At 46.7% G+C, this 16,692-nt stretch carries 13 protein-coding genes; 5 read left to right on the top strand and 8 right to left on the bottom strand.

Annotated features, from left to right (window positions below; translation table 11 throughout):
• Window positions 1-60: 60 nt before the first annotated feature.
• Window positions 61-1,434 (bottom strand): polysaccharide deacetylase, encoded by a 1,374-nt coding sequence (locus tag MKZ16_RS03150; RefSeq protein WP_076106061.1) that lies wholly within the window; start codon window positions 1,432-1,434, stop codon window positions 61-63.
• A gap of 107 nt (window positions 1,435-1,541) precedes the next feature.
• Here MKZ16_RS03150 and MKZ16_RS03145 point away from each other — a divergent pair, with 107 nt between their 5' ends.
• The gene (locus MKZ16_RS03145; RefSeq protein ID WP_076106058.1) at window positions 1,542-2,210 is read left to right on the top strand and encodes a DedA family protein; all 669 of its coding nucleotides are present in this window, start codon (window positions 1,542-1,544) and stop codon (window positions 2,208-2,210) included.
• A 14-nt stretch (window positions 2,211-2,224) separates the two neighbouring features.
• Here MKZ16_RS03145 and MKZ16_RS03140 read toward each other — a convergent pair whose 3' ends face one another.
• Window positions 2,225-3,487 carry an MFS transporter gene (locus MKZ16_RS03140; protein WP_076106056.1) on the bottom strand — a complete coding sequence of 421 codons (1,263 nt, stop codon included), beginning with the start codon at window positions 3,485-3,487 and terminating at the stop codon, window positions 2,225-2,227.
• A 150-nt stretch (window positions 3,488-3,637) separates the two neighbouring features.
• Between MKZ16_RS03140 and MKZ16_RS03135 the strand changes: the two genes are divergently transcribed.
• Both MKZ16_RS03135 and MKZ16_RS03130 read left to right on the top strand, forming a co-directional pair.
• The gene (locus tag MKZ16_RS03135) at window positions 3,638-4,579 is read left to right on the top strand and encodes a YafY family protein (protein ID WP_076106054.1); all 942 of its coding nucleotides are present in this window, start codon (window positions 3,638-3,640) and stop codon (window positions 4,577-4,579) included.
• A gap of 95 nt (window positions 4,580-4,674) precedes the next feature.
• Entirely contained in the window at window positions 4,675-4,980 is a 306-nt protein-coding gene (locus tag MKZ16_RS03130) for a zinc ribbon domain-containing protein (protein WP_051491091.1), read from the top strand.
• 85 nt (window positions 4,981-5,065) lie between these two features.
• Here the strand turns inward: MKZ16_RS03130 and MKZ16_RS03125 are convergent, their stop codons facing one another.
• From MKZ16_RS03125 to bcp, 4 genes are all read right to left on the bottom strand, one after another.
• A complete protein-coding gene (locus tag MKZ16_RS03125) occupies window positions 5,066-6,577 on the bottom strand; it encodes a DHA2 family efflux MFS transporter permease subunit (protein WP_076106051.1) in 1,512 nt (503 codons plus the stop codon).
• A 5-nt stretch (window positions 6,578-6,582) separates the two neighbouring features.
• Window positions 6,583-7,026, bottom strand: a complete 444-nt coding sequence (locus tag MKZ16_RS03120; protein ID WP_036679864.1) for a MarR family transcriptional regulator — start codon at window positions 7,024-7,026, stop codon at window positions 6,583-6,585.
• 215 nt (window positions 7,027-7,241) lie between these two features.
• Window positions 7,242-11,525: a 2-hydroxyacyl-CoA dehydratase gene (locus MKZ16_RS03115; RefSeq protein WP_081384003.1), complete on the bottom strand. Its 4,284-nt coding sequence runs from the start codon at window positions 11,523-11,525 to the stop codon at window positions 7,242-7,244.
• A gap of 123 nt (window positions 11,526-11,648) precedes the next feature.
• Entirely contained in the window at window positions 11,649-12,116 is a 468-nt protein-coding gene (gene bcp, locus MKZ16_RS03110; RefSeq protein ID WP_080742389.1) for a thioredoxin-dependent thiol peroxidase, read from the bottom strand.
• 105 nt (window positions 12,117-12,221) lie between these two features.
• On the opposite strand from bcp, the gene MKZ16_RS03105 reads away from it, so the two are divergent.
• A complete protein-coding gene (locus MKZ16_RS03105; RefSeq protein ID WP_076106049.1) occupies window positions 12,222-13,268 on the top strand; it encodes an LCP family protein in 1,047 nt (348 codons plus the stop codon).
• 124 nt (window positions 13,269-13,392) lie between these two features.
• Complete coding sequence (locus tag MKZ16_RS03100; protein ID WP_038568626.1) at window positions 13,393-14,709, top strand: glutamate-1-semialdehyde 2,1-aminomutase; 1,317 nt, start codon at window positions 13,393-13,395, stop codon at window positions 14,707-14,709.
• 552 nt (window positions 14,710-15,261) lie between these two features.
• On the opposite strand, the gene MKZ16_RS03095 is transcribed toward MKZ16_RS03100, so the two are convergent.
• The gene (locus tag MKZ16_RS03095; protein ID WP_076106047.1) at window positions 15,262-15,882 is read right to left on the bottom strand and encodes a hypothetical protein; all 621 of its coding nucleotides are present in this window, start codon (window positions 15,880-15,882) and stop codon (window positions 15,262-15,264) included.
• 169 nt (window positions 15,883-16,051) lie between these two features.
• Window positions 16,052-16,603, bottom strand: a complete 552-nt coding sequence (gene def / locus MKZ16_RS03090) for a peptide deformylase (RefSeq protein ID WP_036679906.1) — start codon at window positions 16,601-16,603, stop codon at window positions 16,052-16,054.
• Window positions 16,604-16,692 lie beyond the last annotated feature (89 nt).

The raw sequence follows: 16,692 nt of genomic DNA, 5'->3' as shown, positions 1-16,692 counted from the left end.
TGAAAAAGGGTGCCCAGACATTGTTTTTTTCTTTTAGAAAAACTGCCCGAGCGCTAAATCTCAGAAGGCTATTACCCGGCGCTCACCTTCCGTCACGCTTATATTTAAAGGAGGGTGATCGGCTGTCTCCAGCAGCTCACGCAGCGATACCCAGATAGAACCGCCAATCATCTCCACACTGGCACCGTTTATCTTTTGAACATGATCAGGAAGATTTAAAAGGAGTTCCTTGTTCGCCACATCCGCGATGATATCTTTGCCGTTCCAGGCAATCCTTCCACTGCGACTGCCCGCATCCCAGCTAATCTGCCCTCCCAGCCGTTCGATCACAGCGCGAAGTGGCACCATATATTTTCCTTTTTGCAGAGTATATTCACCTGGCGCCAGCTTCGTCTCCAGCTTTCCAACCTCCAGCACCAAAGGTTTGCCGGGCGCAAACAGCTCTGCGTTCGGTATGATATTCGAGGTGATCCAAGCTTCCGAAGGTTTCACTCTGCCCAAGCTATTGGCTTTTGAGGAGACTCTGAATTGTACAGGCTCCACCGTCTCATCTAAAAGGCCAAAGCTGTATCCAGCAGCCTTATAACGCGCAATAATATCAGGCAGTGCTTTAACACTCTCCTGATGGCCGCCGCCATCATGCAGCAGCAGAATAACCCGAGAGGATTTCAGATCCGCGGTTGACCCTTTTAAGATTTCTGACGCCGGTACCCCTTTGCGTTTGGAATCCCCGCTGTCCACCGTCCAATCCGTAACGATATAACCGGCTTGCTTCAACAAATTGAAGTAGGTATTATCAAAGTGATCAAAGGTTCCGCCCGGGGCGCGGATAAGTTGTGGGCGAACCCCTGTAATGCCCCGAATAATTTCTTCGGTCTTTTTAATCTGGCTCCAAAATTCAGTGAATCCACTATATAAATCATGGTAATTATGATTATAGGTATGATTGCCAATAGCATGTCCTTGTTCCCATATGGCATTAATTAGCTCTGGATGGCTTTTCGCTTGATTACCAAGGACAAAAAAGGTCGCCTTCACACCTTGCTGCTGTAAAATTTCAAGAACGTTGAAGGTATTGTCACTCGGTCCGTCGTCAAATGTAATATAGACTGTTTTTGAAGCTTTCTTTGCGGCTGTGATTGCCGAATATGTTGTTGACACCTTGGATACTTGTGCCGTACTGGAATTCAATTTAACTTCTGGAGAAGCAGTCACAATGGACTCTGCTTTAGGAGGCAATTCTTGCATCGCCACTAACGGGAGATTATTCTTAACAGAGACAGACTCCGCGCTTGCGGACTGTAATGAACGATTCATCCAAGAATCTACACTCTCCCCTGCGTTCCATCCCAGCATTACGATGACGATTACAACCATAACAAGCAATCCGCTTATCAAGTTTCGGCGGCCGTGAGTGTTTTTGTTACCTTTCATCTTCTCTACCTCCAGCATTCTATTGGCTCAAAAGCCATTTGGTAGATTGTATGAAGACAAGCTTCAAAATAGAATAAGGCAACTGCCCCTTGGAGAGTGAGAATCTTATGGAAATGCTGAACTTTATACAAGAATTATTCAGCAAATATGGATATAGCGTATTGTTTTTTGGATTGCTGCTCGAATTCGTTGCCTTGCCGTTTCCCGGAGAAACTACCATGGCTTTTGCAGGTTTCCTTTCCTATACGGGAAGACTTGATTTCATAACGCTGATTCTAGTGGCGTTTGCAGGGACCACCGCCGGGATGACCCTCACCTATTTTGTCGGATTAAAAGCCGGAATGCCCTTCATCCAGCGATACGGCAAGTGGTTGCTGTTCTCCCCTGCCAAGCTGGATAAAACGCAAAAATGGTTCGAGAAATACGGCAGCATCCTTATTTCCATCGGATATTTTATTCCAGGCGTTCGTCACTTCACCGGCTATTTTGCTGGTATAGTTGCGCTGCCCTTCCGTAAATTCGCCCTCTACGCTTATAGTGGAGCATTATTCTGGGTAGTGCTGTTTCTTGGCATAGGACGGGTATTTGGTCCGCAGTGGATGGGTATTTTCCATTTATTCGAGTTATATGCACTATGGATTATCTCCGGCGGTGTAGCTATAGCTGCCCTTGTAATCCTGTATCGCTACCGCAAAAAGATAAGCATCCGCCTGTTCCCGCGCAAAGCTGCCATAAAGCTACAGACACAGGTTAAAAAAACTTCCAAGGGACGGTGAAGCCACCGCCCTTTTTAAGTACGTTTTTTCTTGCTGCGTACCCCCGCATATCCTGCAAGCAAAAGCGCAACTGCGGCAAATCCCGCTCCCCCAACAAACCCTACCATTCTTGGCTCCACCCCTTCTAATAGCCACCCGGCGAACAGCATAGATAACCCCAGCAGCGTATTTCCTACTGCAGACAGAAGTCCAAACACAAAGGGCTGTATAGCAGATGGCGCTTTCCGCATAACAAGCGTATCCAGACAGGCATTCCCCGTCCCCCCGGCAAATGACAGCAGAATATATAACATAAATGCTGCCGCAAAATGATTGCTGACACTGATGCCCATCAATAATACACCTTCAAGTAAAAGCCCTCCGATGGCTACAATCAGCAGCCCCTTTTTTAAATAACGTGAGGTGAAAAAACTAAGGCTAAGACCGACGCCAAGCGCCGCATAAAATGCCCCTACTCCAATATCCCCCGCGTGAAATACCTGTATCGCATAGACACTGATCAGTACATTATCCAGACCATTTAGCAACGGCACCAACAGCTCATAACCGAAAATGACCTGCAACGTTAGGCTTCCGCCAATTACCATTCCCAGAGCACGCAGTTGACCGTATTGTGCTTCTTTATTGGATTTTTCTAAGTCCCCCTCAGGTGAATATGTAGCCTTCTTAGCCACCGTCGCCATTTCCGTATGTTGTGGAAACTCGATACCGTAAATTAACATCGCCGCGATTAAAAAAGACACTGCATTCATAATGAACGCTGCCTCCGGACCAAACCACATCGACACCCCCCCTCCACTGAACGCCCCAAGGATCAGCACGCAGCCGCTCATTAACTGCTCTAGTCCGTTGACGGTCAGCAGAGAATCTTTGGTGACGAGCAAAGGGATAGTGGACTTACGAACAGGGCTGTAAATGGCTTCGCCCGCTGCCAGCAAAAAACTTGCCATATATAACAACCACAGGTTCTCCTCCCCATCCACCCATAAAAAGGCTAAGGCTACTGGGACCCTCAGCATATCTGTAGCTATCATGATATATTTGCGTGGAATTTTACTGCCAAGTATGCCTCCAAGCGGGGCCAGAAATAAATAAGGAAGCAGTCTCACACCTAACGAAATCCCCACCGCCATGCCTGATCCCGTCAACTGCAGAACCAGCGCCAGTACTGCAACGCTAGTAAAACGATCACCAATTCCATTGATCAAGCCGGCTGTGAACAATCGTGAATATCCCTTATGACTCCTAAACATCGCAACAGCTGAGTGATTATTCATAAAATAAACCTCATTTCATCTATTTATACATACATCTAATTAGATGTTAATCGAATCATTAATTTATGACAATGCTTTATTTTCAAGGATTTGCTAAGATGAAATACAGCATTACTTCACGGAAATCTCCGGGAAAGAAGGAATTGTCTTTTGAAAATAGATCGATTGCTCTCTATCGTTATCCTGCTAATGAACCGCCGCCTAATTCAGGCGAAGGAGCTAGCCGATATGTTCGAGGTATCTGTGCGCACGATTTATCGTGATATTGAAAGCATTAATGGAGCCGGAATTCCTATCGTCACCTATCAGGGAGCTAACGGTGGGATCGGGCTTATGGAAGGATACCGGCTGGACCGCAATGTCTTGACGGATCGTGAGCTGGCGGATATTTTCACGGCTCTGCAGAGCGTCTCGTCTTATGGAGGAAATGAACATACGCTGCTCATGGAAAAGATCAGCAGCGTAATCCCGCCCTCCCAATCCGCCGCCTTCCGCAGCAAAACGACTCAGCTCATCATCGACTTCTCCCCATGGGGTCTTCAACGTATTTTGGAAGAGAAGCTTGCCACTCTAAAAGAAGCACTTGAGGAAAGCGTGACCGTAAACTTTGATTATGTAGATGCTGCGGGTCAGACAAGCCAGCGTTCGGTAGAGCCCTATACTTTAGTGCTGAAGGGGCAAGCCTGGTACTTATATGGATTTTGTCTGAATCGTCAGGATTTCCGTCTGTTTAAGCTGTTGCGCATGAAAGAGCTCGTTAAGAATACCCAAGTTTTTATTGCAAAAGATGTAGATGCAAGCGAGCTGCCTTGGAGCAACGAGTATCAGAGATCAACCGTAACAACAGCAACACCCATCGTTTTGCAGTTTAAGGCTGAAAGCAAACATCTAGCGGAAGAGCGGTTTGATTCTACCGAGCTACTGCCCGACGGTAATGGAGGTTACAAGGTTACCATCAACTATCCTGAGGATGGATGGCTATATGGTTTCCTGCTAAGCTTCGGGATGCATGTAGAGGTCTTAGAGCCACCGCATATTCGGCAAAAGCTGGGGCAGCTTGCAGCAGGCATAGGAGCAAAATATACAACCTAACAATAAACCTGACGGAATGCCGTCAGGTTTATTGTTCTATACTGAACTTAAAGCGGGCGCTCGAGAGCTTGCATACCTTTAAAGGAGTGTTAAATATGGGACATGAACATGTAGAGCAAGGAGATCTTAAAATTTGTCAAAGCTGTGGGATGCCAATGCCTACGGCAGAATTGCTTGGAACGGACCAGGATGGCAACAAGATCGAAGATTACTGCGTGTACTGCTATGAGAATGGTGCATTCAAACAGCCTAACATCACGTTGCAAGAAATGGCTGACATTTGTACAGGCTATATGGTCGAAGAAGGAATGGACGAGAATGTTGCCCGTAAACTTCTCGCGGAGCAGCTGCCACATCTGAAACGTTGGAGCGATCCTGCAGCTGTGTCTCCAGCTAACTAATAGCAGCACAACAAAAAGAAGCGCCCTACGGAACCATAACGGTTTGTAGGACGCTCTTTTTCTTCATTCTTTTTTGCCCAGCTTTTTATTGATTGTCCTGCTGTGGCTGCACTTCTTCCGTCTTCAGGAAGTCTGGCTGCGGTGAAGTCTTTTTAATAAAGAAAGCCAATACCAAAGCAACTACAGTGATCCAGGTAGCAATGTTAAAGGCATGCGTAACCCCGCTAATTGTAGCCTCTTGCGTAAGCTTAAGCATGGCTGCTTTATCGTTTAACGAAACCGTTCCGCTCATAAGCGTATCAGTGATTGTGCTCTTCGTCTTATTGGTCATTAGACTGACGAACAACGCCATTCCCAGCGCGCCCCCGACCGTCCGCAGCGTATTCGACATTGCTGTACCATGCGAGCTTAAACGCTGTGGAAGCTGGTTAAGTCCAGCCGTTACAATCGGCATCGATAACATCGACATGCCTAACATCCGAACCGTGTAAGTAATAATCATATGCGTATACGTCGTACTGTCTGTAAGCTGGCTGAATTGCCAAGTCGTAATTACTGTAATAATCAGGCCTACCACAGACAGCCATCTTGCCCCGATTTTATCAAATATAATCCCCGTGATTGGAGACATAATTCCCATTAGAATGGCTCCCGGCAGCAGCATAAGACCGGACTCCATTGGTGTAAAACCACGGATCGTCTGCAAATAAATCGGCAGCAAAATCATACCCGAATATAAAGCCATCGTAATGATGATATTGATTAATGTCGTGAGTGAATACATATTGTATCTGAAAATCCGGAACTCAAGCAGTGGTGTCTCAGCCTTAAGCTCTCTCCATACGAATAAAGCCAGTGCAATCACACCCACAATGAGGCAGGTAATGACTGTTGCACTTCCCCAACCATCGGTTCCAGCATCACTGAAGCCGTACAACAATCCCCCAAAACCAATTGTAGACAGGATAACACCCGTTTTATCCAGTTTCGGAGAGGTTGTTTGCCCTACATTTTGCATTGTTTTCATACCTAGCAAGGTAGAAAGAATGGCCAGCGGAAGAACGATAAAGAACAATACGCGCCAAGAATAGTTCTGAACTACCCAGCCTGACAACGTTGGACCTACAGCTGGAGCAAAAATCATGGCTACCGCCATTAGCCCCATCGCTTTCCCCCGCTCTTCAATTGGGAAGATACGAAGAAACACAATATTCATTAACGGCATCAAAATCCCTGCGCCAACCGCCTGTATGACTCTGCCGACCATGATCATTTCAAAGCCTGTTCCGATTCCACAGACAAGTGTGCCTAACGAAAAAAGTGACATCGCGGTGATGAATAGCTGGCGGGTCGTAAACTTTTCCACCAGAAATGCACTAATCGGTATCAGCACACCGTTCACGAGCATAAATCCCGTTGTTAGCCACTGTGCCGTATTCGTAGCGATTTTTAGATCGTCCATTATGCTCGGCAATGCCACATTAAGAAGTGTTTGGTTCAAAAGTGCGACAAACGCACCTATTAAGAGCGCTGCAATAATCGGTCCTCTACGTATTCCCTTAGTTGCCGCTGCAGCGTTACCTGTAATTGTACTCATAAATTCTATTTGTCTCTCCCCTGCTCTAAGATCTGAATGATTTCGTTATGAATCCTAAGTAATTCACCTGCATCCTTGGCAGGTATATTGGATAGTGGAAGTAAGTGTCTTCTGAGCGATTGCTTACTTCTTTCCCTGATCTCTCTGCCCTTTTCAGTAATCGCCAAGTTGTATATACGCCGATCTACCTCAGAGCGCTGTCTTGTGATCAAATCGGCTTTCACCATCCGGTCCACTACGCCGCTCGCTGCACTGTTCCCCAAATGTAATAGCTCGGCAAGATCTGTAATGCCAATATCGGGATTTGCAGATATTTTGCGGAGAACCATTAACTGTGTTGGTGTGATGTCCAGCTCTTCGGCATCCTTCCACAGCAACTGCTGGAATGCATGGCTAATCCGGCGAAAAGAGGAGAAAATATCATCTAATTGCTGCTCCTTATCTTCCAAATCTTCACCTCCAAAGAATTAATTAGTTAGATCATCTAATAGTTCGCATGCGTACTATTTTACACCTTAACTAAATTTCGGTCAATAATTTGCTGTAACTTTCTGAAAGGTAATTTTATATTGCAGGAAAAACATGAAAATCATACATAAGTGCACAAAGCATAAAAAAGCGAACCAAGGTAGATCCTTGGTCCGCTTTTTCGTCTGAACAATGCTCAGGTTAAGCTGTATGAACTTTCAGGTAAAGTCTGCTGCTGAGGCTTATCCGGCAGTTTTAAATTAGACGGCTTAGTCTCTTCCTGGCTGCTGGCAATTGACATCATCAGCTTGATCCGATTCGCTTGGTTGACTACGCTGACTCCAGCATCATAGTCAATCGCCACGATATTTGCACCCGGATATAATTCCTTAAGACCTTTAATCATCCCACGCCCGGTGATATGGTTGGGCAGGCACGCGAACGGTTGAATACAGGCGATGTTGTTCACTCCATTATCCAACAAATCCATCATTTCTGCGGTTAAAAACCAGCCCTCACCCATCTGATTTCCTACGGACACCAGTCGGCTGGCCTTCTCGGCAAGACCATAAATATTCTCCCGTCCTTTAGCTAACCCCGCATCCTCAAGGGCAACCTTAATCGGCTTACGGTAAATTTCCAGATAAGAGATCAGCATGGGATTGATATAGCCGAGCCGTTTGCTTTTGCCGAATTGCTCAGCTTTGTAGATCGGATTATATACACAATAGAAAATGAAATCCAGGAAGTCCGGCATTACCGCCTCCCCGCCCTCTGCCTCGATCATCTCTATAATGCGGTTATTGGCATCCGGATGGAATTTGATCAGGATCTCACCGACAATGCCCACTCTTGGTTTAGCAATACCCGTAACGGGCAGCTTGCAGAACTCTGCAACAATCTCACGAATCAGGCGTTTGTATTCTCGGAATGAAAAGTTGGATAAGCTTGCCTTGCAACGCTCCATCCCTTTGCGGAATAGAACTTCCGCACTTCCTGGAACAACCTCATGCGGCCTAAAGTGATTTAACATCCGCATCATAAGATCACCATAACAAGCGGCAGCTATCAACCGATTCGCCAGCTTAAGACTGATGCGGAAACCCGGCTGATTCTCCATCCCTGAAGCATTGAGTGAAATCACCGGAATTTGTTCAAGGTCTGAATCCTTTAAGGCTTTGCGCAGCAAAGAAATATAATTCGTAGCCCGGCAGCCGCCACCCGTCTGTGACATAATCACAGCAGTACGATCCGGATCATATTCCCCACTCTTCAGCGCTGATAGAATCTGGCCAATCGTCACAATTGCCGGATAACACGCATCATTATTAACGTATCTCAGACCTTCTTCTGTCTCTTCGGGTCCGGTCGTCTCAAGTATCTTCAGACGGTATCCGGCATCGCGAAACACCTGTTCAAACAATTCAAAATGAATAGGCGACATCTGTGGTGCAAGAATGGTATAGGTCTCTTTCATTTCCTTCGTAAATAACACATTAGCCTGCACTTTTGGCGGCTTTTGCGGCACTACCTTACCTTTTTCACGCTCACGCATTGCCGCCAGCAATGAACGAAGCCGAATGCGCGCTGCACCAAGATTGCTGATCTCATCGATTTTGATCAATGTATATACCTTGTTATGTCTTTCCATAATATCCTGTACGGCATCACAAGTGATCGCATCGATCCCACAGCCGAAGGAAGTCAATTGAACAAGCTCCAGATCCGAGCGGACTGCAGCAAGGCGGGCTGCACGGTACATCCGGGCATGGTAGGTCCACTGATTCACAACAGCCACATCTCCTTCGCTGTGGTCCAGGTGGCAGACAGAATCTTCTGTCAGCACGGCGAGTCCCATCCCGGTTATCATATCCGCTATCCCGTGATTAATCTCAGGATCGGCATGATAAGGGTGCCCGCAGAGCAGGATTCCTTTGGTTCCAGTATCAGCTAGATACACAAGGGTCTCCTCACCTTTAGTACGCACATCACTTTTGGCGTTATCAGCCTCTGTAAGTCCCGCCTGCACCGCGGACGTAATCTCATCTCGCGGAATGCTGGTAAATGTCTTCACCAGCCCTTTGGTCAGCGCAGAAATATCATCAAAGGTCAGGAATGGACTGACAAGCTTGATTCCATTGTCCTTTAACCCATCCATATTGTTGCGAATGACTTCGGGGTACGAGGCGACCACTGGACAATTGAAGTGATTATCCGCGGCTTCATCTTCTTTTTTCTCATACACCACCGCTGGATAAAAAATAAAATCGACACCTTTACCGATCAGGCTTTGCACATGTCCATGTGCCATCTTCGCAGGATAACATATCGATTCTGAAGGAATTGTATCCATTCCGCTTTCGAAAAGCTTCTTGCTGGATTTAGGGGAGAGAATCACCCGATAGCCAAGTTTGGTGAAAAAGGTGTGCCAGAACGGGTAATTCTCAAACATATTCATGGTACGCGGAATCCCGACGGTCCCCCGCCATGCCCCTGTTTCCGGTAAACTCTCGTACTCAAAAAACCGTTCATATTTATACTGCATCAGATTCGGCAGGACATTTTTCTCTTTTTTGACTCCTGCGCCACGTTCGCAGCGATTGCCGGTCACATAAAAGCTCTTATCCGGAAAACGACTGATCGTCAGCGCACAGTTATTCCCACAGCGGCCACAGCGGCCTGAAGAAACCTCATATTTAAAGCTGGCAAGCTCCTCTGGTCCAAGCAGCGTACTGGATCCGTTAACCCCGGCTTGCTCACGCGCAATCAGTGCACAGCCGTAAGCCCCCATTACGCCAGCTATATCCGGTCTAACCACCGTCCGCCCCGTCAAGGACTCAAAGGCGCGCAATACAGCTTCATTATAGAAGGTACCGCCCTGAACGATGATATTTCGCCCTAAGTCCTCCGGATTGCGGATTTTAATTACCTTTTGCAGAGCATTCTTGATCACAGAGTAGGCAAGACCCGCCGATAAATCCGCTAATGACGCGCCCTCCTTCTGAACCTGCTTAACCTTAGAGTTCATAAATACCGTGCAGCGCGAGCCCAAATTAACAGGCTGAGTCGCTTCGAGTGCAGTCTTAGCAAATTCCTCGATGCCAAGTCCCAGGGCAGAGGCAAAGCTCTCCAGAAAAGAGCCACACCCCGCTGAACAGGCTTCATTGAGCATAAGGCTGTCGATAGCACCGCCACGGATCTTAATGCACTTCATGTCCTGACCACCGATATCCAGTATGAAATCTACTTCTGGCATGAACTTGGAAGCTGCCTTGTAGTGTGCAACAGTCTCTACTTCTCCGCCATCCGTCCGCAGAGCGGCCTTGATTAACCCCTCACCGTACCCTGTCACATATGAGCCTGCAATGTGGCAGCCTTCAGGCAGAACCCGGTAGATCTCCTTCAGTGCATCGCTGACCGAATGCAGCGGGTTGCCTTTGTTGCTGCCATAAAAGGTATAGAGAATTTCGTCAGCGGAACCGGTTAACACGAGTTTAGTTGTAGTTGAGCCGGCATCAATCCCTAGATAACAGGGTCCACGATATAAGGCTAAATCTGATCTCGCTGCAGAGGCTTTGCCGTGACGAAGCCGAAATTCTGCAAGCTCGGCGGCATTCTCAAAAAGCGGCGGCAATTCAGCATCCGCAGCTCGATCCGCAGTAAAATCAACTGCCGCAATTCGCGTGATCCAGCTTGAAAGTGGCAACACGACTGGATCAGCATCGGAGAGCGCAGCTCCAATCGCCACGAAATACTGTGAGCGTTCCGGGAACAGGATATCCTCCTCCGCCAGCTCCAGCGTTTCCGCAAAACGCTGCCGCAAGGCAGGCAGGAAGGTCAGCGGGCCGCCAAGAAAAGCCACCCGTCCTCGAATCGGACGTCCACAAGCAAGACCGCTAATCGTCTGATTAACGATACTCTGGAAGATCGAAGCCGCCACATCCTCCCGGCGTGCTCCTTCATTAAGCAGCGGCTGTACATCGCTTTTGGCAAATACACCACAGCGTGAAGCTATGGGATAGATTCGCTCATGCTTCTCCGCCAAAACATTTAAGCCTGCCGGATCGGTCTGCAGCAGCGCTGCCATCTGATCGATGAACGCTCCCGTTCCGCCCGCGCAGGCTGTATTCATACGCTGCTCAATGCCGCCCCGAAGATATATTATCTTAGCGTCCTCTCCACCCAGTTCAATCGCCGTGTCACATTCCGGGATCAGCGCACTGATCGCCTTCGTGCAGGCTATCACCTCCTGAATAAAGGGAACTCCACCTAATTTGGATAAAGACAAACCCGAGGAACCGCTTACAGTAAGCCTAGCTCCCCTCTCTGGGAATCTGTCGCGTACATCAGACAGAAGAGAGAGGGCCGCTTTTTTAATATCGCTATAATGTCTTACATAGTCTTGATAAACAATGATGTCCCGCTCTATGACAACTAATTTAGCAGTAGTTGATCCGATATCAAGCCCAATATGCAGCATTATCACTCCACCACCTCTTCTTGCTCCAAATTTGAAGCAATTATGAGGAAACTATATCATGACAACACCTTATATAAGCTGTTAAAAATGTAATAGACATCTATAAAAAGTAATTAGTAAAATTTATGATTCGCTTATTCCTGCTATCGTGTTTGCGACATGCCCTTTTACCCGTACCTTCCGCCATTCTTCCACTAATATCCCCTGCTCATCAATCAGAAAAGTAGATCGCACAATCCCCATAAACTCTTTGCCGTAAAGTTTCTTAAGCTGCCATACGCCGAACATTTCACTTACCTTATGATCCTCATCAGACAGCAGTGGAAAGGGCAGACTATGCTTCTCTGTAAATTTAGCGTGCGATGTCAAAGAGTCCGGACTAATGCCCAGAACAACCGCACCCACCGCCGTGATTTGATCAAAAGCGTCACGGAATTCGCAGGCCTCCTGCGTGCAGGCTGGTGTCATATTTTTAGGGTAAAAATATAAGATGACCTTTCGGCCCAAGTAATCACTCAAACTAACCTCATGCCCATTGGAAGAGGGAAGGGTGAAATTGGGTACTTTTTGTCCAATAGCTACTTCGTTCAAGATAGATCCACTCCTTCTTAAGATTGGGGAATTATTCCTAAATTGCACGTATCCCCAAAAGAAATTATAATGTAGTCAACGTGAATGCGAAAGGAAGAACGAGAAATGCCACCTAGAAAGAAAAGGCACGCAAAGACTGGTAAGTCAAAAAAGAAACCGCTGCTTTGGACGTTGGCCATTATACTCCTCCTTATTATCGGTGGGGCCATTTTCTACATTACAACCATTTACAATGAGCTTGGTAGCATGTCGAATACTGAAGATTCACCTTTCCAAAATGCAGAGACCGTTGATGTTGACACCCCTGAGCCTCCTAAATGGGAAGGTACAGAGCCGGTCAATATCCTATTAATGGGTGTGGATGCCCGAGGTGTGAAGAAAGGGGAAATCCCCCGTTCAGATACAATGCTCGTCGCTTCTCTTGACCCTGTGAAGAAGAAAATCAGTGTATTTTCAATACTGAGAGATACGTACGTTCCGATTCCGGATCATGGCGAGAAGCGTATTAATACAGCGATTATTTATGGACCTAATACTGCGATGCAGACCGTCAGCGATCTGCTCGGTATCCCAATTCAATATTATGTCTACACGGACTTCCAAGGATTCATCAAGCTGGTTGATGCCGTTGGGGGTGTGGATTATGAAGTCGAAAAAGATATGGTCTACAAAACCGTTGCAGACGGTCCGGAATATGATATTGATCTGAAAAAAGGATACCAGCATCTTGACGGCAACATGGCGCTACAATATGTTCGCTTTCGGCATGACGCTACCTCCGATTTCACTCGAACCGAGCGCCAACGCGGTTTTCTCAAGGCTGTGGCTGATAAGCTGATCAGTACCACCTCCATCGTCAAGCTGCCAAATATCCTGTCGCAGGTTACGCCTTATATTGAAACCAATATGTCAGTTAATGATATGTGGAAGCTGGCAAGCGTAGGGTATAATAGCAGTATGGGTGGCAGCGAGCAAATTCCGCCAATGGATCTGCTCACCGAGGAAACTACAAGTGACGGATCACAGGTTATTGGAATTCGTAGCGAAAAGAAGCTAAAAGAATTTATACAGGATACCATAAATGGTCCTGAGCCAACACCAACCCCTGCATCGGAGAACACCTCCAATAGCAGTTCTGGCGGGACCAATTAAGGGCCTGACAAGCAAAGTTCACATGTACACAAAGCAGTGACTTGGTATAATACGGGCGGACAACGGAAAACACCGTTGTTCGCCCGTTCCCTTGAGCACCAACAATCGAAAGGATGATCACATTATGAATCGTTCCACATCTGAACAACTTTATCACGAAGCCCTCCAGCATATCGTTGGAGGTGTAAATAGCCCTTCCCGCTCCTTCAAAGCCGTTGGCGGCGGAGCACCCGTATTTATGAAACGCGCCAGTGGATCTCACTTCTGGGATGAAGACGGCAATGAATATATCGATTATCTCCAAGCCTATGGACCGATCATTACCGGCCATGCCCACCCTCATATTACCAAAGCAATTACTACAGCAGCAGAAAATGGTGTTCTTTACGGAACCCCAACCCAGCTCGAAATCAAACTTGCTAAAATGCTAAAGGAAGCCATTCCATCTATGGATAAAGTACGTTTCGTCAATTCCGGAACCGAAGCGGTTATGACAACGATTCGTGTAGCCCGTGCCTATACAAAACGCAGCAAAATCGTAAAATTCGCCGGCTGTTACCACGGCCACTCCGATCTGGTGCTCGTAGCAGCAGGATCCGGACCTTCTACACTTGGCATTCCAGACAGTGCCGGTGTTCCAAGCAGTATCGCCCAGGAAGTAATCACCGTTCCTTTTAATGATCTGGACAGCCTGAAAGAGGCGCTGGAGAAATGGGGCGAAGATGTCGCAGCTGTTATGGTTGAACCGATTGTAGGAAATTTCGGCATGGTGATGCCTAAGCCTGGTTTCCTCGAAGGACTTTGCAAGCTGGCTCACGATAATGGCTCCCTTGTTATTTATGACGAAGTCATTACTGCCTTCCGCTTCCATTATGGTTCTACACAAACCTATGCAGGGCTGGATAATCATGAGGACATCACTCCTGACCTTACTGCACTTGGCAAAATCATCGGTGGCGGCCTGCCTATCGGCGCTTACGGCGGCCGCAAGCATGTTATGGAACAGGTAGCTCCACTTGGACCGGCATATCAAGCTGGCACAATGGCAGGTAATCCTGCGTCTATCTCTGCAGGGATTGCTTGTTTAGAGGTTCTGAGTGCAGAGGGTGTATACGAAGAAATGGATCGGCTTGCAATCCGCCTCGCCGATGGACTTCAAGCATCTGCCGACCGTCATGGCATTCCACTGACAATCAACCGCATCCGTGGTTCGTTTTCCACTCATTTCTGTAACCATCCGGTTACGAATTATGACGAGGCTCAGGATACAGACGGCGAATTGTTCGCCAGCTTCTTCCGTCATATGCTGAATCGTGGCATTAACCTTGCCCCTTCGAAATACGAAGCTTGGTTCCTGACCACAGCACATACTGATGCAGATATCGATGCTACACTTATCGCAGCTGAAGAATCCTTCCGCGCTATGGTGGCTGAGAAATAAGATTGTTTTGAAACGCAGTGCTCTATAAGCTAAAAAAAAGCTGAATAGATTAACGGGCTGTCCCAGTCCCATAAACCGCAAATGTTAAAAGAGCAGCGTTTCTCCTGTATTGGAGGATCGCTGCTCTGCATTTTTACTCATCCACGGTCTGCATCTGTAGCTTGTGGCAAGCTTAAGCCAGCCGATCTCAAGCGTCAATTTCTCTATGCTACGTAACAGGTATCGCCGGACCTTCTCTGTGTTAAGTACAAGGGTTAGGGAGCTTCGATAGATATTTAGGAAAATTTACCTTAAATTCAGGGATTTCTGGTCATTAAACTAATAATTGGGGAAATCCTCCCTATAATTTAGCTAATTTAGTGGAAAATAAAGAACTTACCCCGTTTTTTAGGGAGAAAATCCCTAATTCTGTTCATTTACAGAGAATATAGGTTATTTTCAGGGAGTTTTTCCCTAATAACTCTGTAGCTCACACCGCAAAAAGCTCAAATACACTTTATCTACGGATTTCATCCGCTAACAGCGTTTAGAAGTCCAAATATTCTACTGCTCTCATGTAAAATCCACCTGCTTGTCCAACGTAATCTCAGTCATTAATGGTCTTAACATTTGCTCGCTCCCGGGTACCAGCGAAAACTCTACACCCTCCAGATGCTCCGGCAGCGTTGGGGCGACCAAGAATTGCATTTGTGTATGCGCTCCACCTCCATGACCACCATGCGGCTGCACTTCATATTCATTCTCACCCGCCACTTCAAGCGTTAAAGCCGTTCGAAGATGAATATGTCCTACAGCTTCTTTTAAATATTTGATTTCCACAGTAACTATGCTGAAGGCTTCATACTGCATAGCATGCGTAAGTATATATTCACATTCTTCAACGACCGTCCGCTTTACAATCGGAAGCACTCCCAGCAATAAACCAGGCTCTTCCCAATATTGTCTTCTGGGTACAGCTTCATTCAGAAGGTGCAAATGCTGCACAATCTGAGTAGTGTTCATCTCGAATCTAGTTGCCCATTCCTCAAGTAGCTTACTATCAGGGGATAATCGTTTCTTGCCTGTTATAGCTTTACGTTCCTGAATCAGACTCAAAATCTGCTCATCAATCTTTTTAACCTCATCATTATATTCGTTGGCGAATCCTCTAATTGGCATTCTGCTCCAGTTCATTTAACGCCCTCCTCTTATTACTAATTTAAATCCATTAATTGTAAGGGTACATCCTTTCGATTGATTTGTAAAATATTTGAAATATCATAATCTTGCCGATAGGTAAAAAACAAGCGACCATCAGCTTTACGCTGTAAGGTCGCCCGCTTTTTAATTCAGAGTTACTCTCCTACTCATATAAGTTCCGGATCTCCACGCCCTGAGGCAGCTTAAACGGATTCTCCTTGTTAATTCGGTCATAGAACATAATCCCATCGAGATGGTCTATTTCATGCTGGATGATGATAGCTTGGTAGCCCTTAAATTTAAGGACAACCTCCTTGCCTTCCAGATCATAACCCTTCACCTTCACGGTTTCATACCGAGGTACAAAGCCATGCACGGGACGATCAACGGACAGACAGCCCTCGCTTTCTGGTAAGTACACCATAGACAAGGAGTGGCTTATGATCTTAGGGTTAACCCAAGCATGCTCTACAGCCCGCCCTCTCTCGTCTGTAAGATACATCGCGAACATACGCTTCTCCAGTCCGATTTGATTCGCCGACAGACCTACGCCAGAGCGCAGCTTATATTCTTCGGAAATCTCCGGGTCCTGACTGTTCTTCAGAAATTGAAGCATACATTGCAAAGCCTCACGATCTTCCGCCTGTAATGGAAGCTCCACTGGTTGTGCTACGGTACGAAGTACGGGATGACCCTCCCGCACTATATCATCCATGGTGATGATATATTCAGCATTATATTTTGAACTAGACAATATTCCATCCACCTTTTCCTTACGGGCTTAATTTAATTTCTTATGATGTA

It is taken from the genome of Paenibacillus sp. FSL R5-0928 (assembly GCF_037970385.1).
Taxonomy (GTDB): domain Bacteria; phylum Bacillota; class Bacilli; order Paenibacillales; family Paenibacillaceae; genus Paenibacillus_AQ; species Paenibacillus_AQ odorifer.
The sequence above is the reverse complement of the archived record's forward strand: the minus strand, read 5'-3'. Positions and strand labels throughout refer to the sequence as shown.